Annotated in this window: 4 protein-coding genes; all 4 read right to left on the bottom strand. The window is 41.1% G+C overall.

The features are described from left to right. Window positions 1-554: 554 nt before the first annotated feature. The gene (locus tag F0261_RS19655; RefSeq protein ID WP_171338724.1) at window positions 555-1,061 is read right to left on the bottom strand and encodes a hypothetical protein; all 507 of its coding nucleotides are present in this window, start codon (window positions 1,059-1,061) and stop codon (window positions 555-557) included. Between the two features lie 25 nt (window positions 1,062-1,086). Next, window positions 1,087-1,521 (bottom strand): hypothetical protein, encoded by a 435-nt coding sequence (locus tag F0261_RS19650; RefSeq protein ID WP_014979446.1) that lies wholly within the window; start codon window positions 1,519-1,521, stop codon window positions 1,087-1,089. 121 nt (window positions 1,522-1,642) lie between these two features. After that, window positions 1,643-2,002 carry a DUF2059 domain-containing protein gene (locus F0261_RS19645; RefSeq protein WP_014979445.1) on the bottom strand — a complete coding sequence of 120 codons (360 nt, stop codon included), beginning with the start codon at window positions 2,000-2,002 and terminating at the stop codon, window positions 1,643-1,645. A 76-nt stretch (window positions 2,003-2,078) separates the two neighbouring features. Next, window positions 2,079-2,657: a DUF6624 domain-containing protein gene (locus F0261_RS19640; RefSeq protein WP_171338723.1), complete on the bottom strand. Its 579-nt coding sequence runs from the start codon at window positions 2,655-2,657 to the stop codon at window positions 2,079-2,081. Window positions 2,658-3,313 lie beyond the last annotated feature (656 nt).

Raw genomic sequence — 3,313 nt, 5'->3', positions numbered from 1 at the left:
CTTGCCCACTAATTCGTTTTCTACTTTACAGAGGAGTGAAAAACCAAAGGGCAACCTATCCTGAAACTCCATTTCTATTATATCCATGAGAGCACCTAACTTTTCAATAACGGGCGCAGGCACGTGGGGCATAATGGCGAAGCCGCCCCGCATGTATGCGTCCCAGCGAACGAAGTGAGTGACTTAATTTTTTTGTTAGGTGCGTTCACAAAATAGCCTCAAATATAAAGTAAGCGTTGGTGACGCAGATTAAAGCTCCTATGATAATCATAGTATTTGGAGGCAGCAGCTCTCTTTGAGAACCTAAACTATTTTTAGCATTCTTGCCTCGGAAGATAAGGTATACACCAACCAGAATAACGATACATTTGATTATAATATCGGCGAGGACATAAGAATCCATTCAAGTTCATTCCTGATAGCTAATAAAGTGAAAATTACTGGAATATTCCATTAAAGCACATAACGCCCCAAGAAGGGGCAATAACACGTGGGCTATAATACGGAACGAAGTGACGGGAGCCCACGTGTTATTGTCCCGCTTACTTGGTTTGTTATATTTTTTTCGCCCTCAGTTTTTCAACGAACTGCTCTGTAAATTGAAATCTGCGAACATTTTTACCGGGCTCCGAAGTTTCCGTTACAAAGCCATGGGACTCTAAGATGGCCACTTGATGCTCTAGACTTGAATGTTTATCAATGTAGTAAACAAGATAAGGACCATCGAAGTTGAACATCCATGAGCTGTCTAGTAGATAAAAATTCCGGTGATGTATTAAATCAGGATTTTCTAAATCTTCTTTCATCTCTTTCAGAAGTGGAAGGTGTTGATTCCAAATTTTTTCAAAAAGAGATGCATCTTGTTTGTTCTTTTCCTTATTTCGTCTCTTATCGGTATATTTATCGGCAAAGTATGTGACTCCAGCGCCTGTTGCTACACCTATTAGAAAAGCAACTCCAGTTGTAACTATGTCCATAATTGTCACCGAAAAATATAACGCCCCAAGCAGGGGCAAGTACATGCAGGCTAAAATACGGAACGAAGTGACGGGAGCCTGCATGTAATTGTCCCGCTGACTTGGTTTGTTAGGCGGCAGACTGGCCAAGAAAAGCGCCAATTTGATCCCAACGGTCTTCGTAAGATTCATAATTAGGAATGTCTTTAAGTTTTACCTTTCCCCAATTATCACTGCGAGGAGCGTTCTGAATAATTTGAACAGGAAAAACATAATATCTCGGTGGCATGATAGCCTTTTTGCCATCTTTAGAGCCTCGGTTGAGCAAGACAACTACTACAAAATCACAATCAAAGTTTTTGATTGGAAATCCGGCTGCACCTGTTCTCCATCTACTCTTTACCTGAATCATGGCTGATTTGTTTGATTCTGGGTTCGTTGCAACAAGATCGTAACCAGGCATATTCGTATATGTTTTATAAGAAGCTATCCGTTGAAGCAACAATTGACCGAGAACCAAGAATTCGGCGCCTTCTGCTTCTAATCGTGTATCTAATCTTGGCATGTTACTCCCTGACGCCTAACGCTAAGCTAACGGGCACGAACATGCGGCGAGAATGGCGAAGCCGCCGCGTGTTTGTGTCCCAGTGACCGAAGGGAACGAGTTTAGCGCTTTGTTAGGCATTTCAATCTACGAAGTCTGATGCTAGCTGGTTAATAACTGACATATATTTCTCAGTTAACAGAGGCTTCTTATTTAAAAATGCCTGACCAGCAGAGCTTTCGTAAAATTGCCTAATCGCTTCCAGTTCCTCTTGGGTATATACCTCTGAATATATCCTAGCCATTTCCTCGTAGATTTTGTCTGAAAATTGAAGCATTTGTTCTGAGTTTAAATCAAGTTGCTCTTTAGCCTGAATTGCAACAACTTTGTATTGCTCTTTTGCATTCATAGTATGCAATAGAGCTTTGGCTTCATCCAATTCTGGTGAAGCAACTGATAGGCTTGTCCATAAAAATAAAGATAAAAAAGAGATGAATTTCATGTTTCCTCCTGAATGCCTAACTTTTCAATAACGGACGCAGTGAGTGAGTTGATTGAGTTGTTATGTGCGTGCCTATTCATTTCACAGGCATGCCATAAGCCTCTGCAACTACTTTTTTGTATTCTTCCAATGATGGAAGCCCGACTTCTGCTCTTCTCTTACTTACACTCTCTTTGTCTAAAATCGGGTCAAAAACTAGTTCACCATTTAAGATGTTTAACTGGGTTCCATACAATTGTGGTTTATTCTGATGAACTAAGACTCTATCTGTCAGTAAGGCAAACTCCTGACCAGTAACGCCTTCGCCATTTAAGAAGGATTGCTCTAGAAGTGGAAGCATTTCTTCCTGAAATTTGTAGTCTGGCGAATGTTGAACAATTAGAAATGCGGCTGAGACACCCTTTTTACCGACTAAGTCTTCAGTGACCCAAGAGTACTTTTTAACGATTTCATTCAGCCTATCGGTGTTTCTTGCATCGATAAGCCTCAATTTTTCTAGCAGATCAGAAGGCGCTTTTTTCCATCCGATGGAAGCTATTTTATTTCGGACCTCTTGATCCGCTTTTGCCATGGAGACAAGTTCTTTTTGCAACTCTGAATTTGAAGCAGCTATGCATTGAAATGAGAACAAGGTAATTAATAAAGAGAGACGCATTTTCAAATTCCTTTTAGCACATAACACTTAAATATGGGGCACAAACAGGCAGGCGATAATGGCGAAGCCGCCTGCGTGTTTGTGTCCCAGTGACCGGAGGGAACGTGTTAAGCGCCTTGTTATGTGACTTACCCAAAAAGTGCTTTGTATTGTTACGCGAGGACATATTGTTTAATCTCCGGTACTCGTGTGGCTGCTACCATTGTCTCCGCCTCCAAATTTTCCCTTAAAAGGTTTACTGACATCTTTGTCTTGGCTTCGGTGGAAAGCATATAAACCAAGAGCGCCCAGAAAGGGAACAAACCAGACTATTATGATCTGAGCAACTTTTTGGACAATTTCCAAGTCCTCTCTTTGTGACAAAAAAACACAGACACTTAGATTTAAAAGACAAAGTACGATAAGAATTATTGAAACAACATCCATTTTAAAAAGTTTCCTGGTCTCATAACTTCCCACTAAGGGGCGATAATGCATGGGCTAAAATTAGGAACGAAGTGACGCAGCCCATGGATTAGCGTCCCAGTGAGCAGCGCGAGCGCCTTGAGTGGTTTGATAATCATTGAGCCTCCTCCCTATCAGCATAAACAGAGTTTATCCTAATAGGCGACCAAACCAAGGGAGAAAACTCAATGAACTTTTATACTAATACACAT

The sequence above is a fragment of the Alteromonas sp. 07-89-2 genome, assembly GCF_013113925.1.
GTDB lineage: Bacteria > Pseudomonadota > Gammaproteobacteria > Enterobacterales > Alteromonadaceae > Alteromonas > Alteromonas macleodii.
The sequence above is the reverse complement of the archived record's forward strand: the minus strand, read 5'-3'. Positions and strand labels throughout refer to the sequence as shown.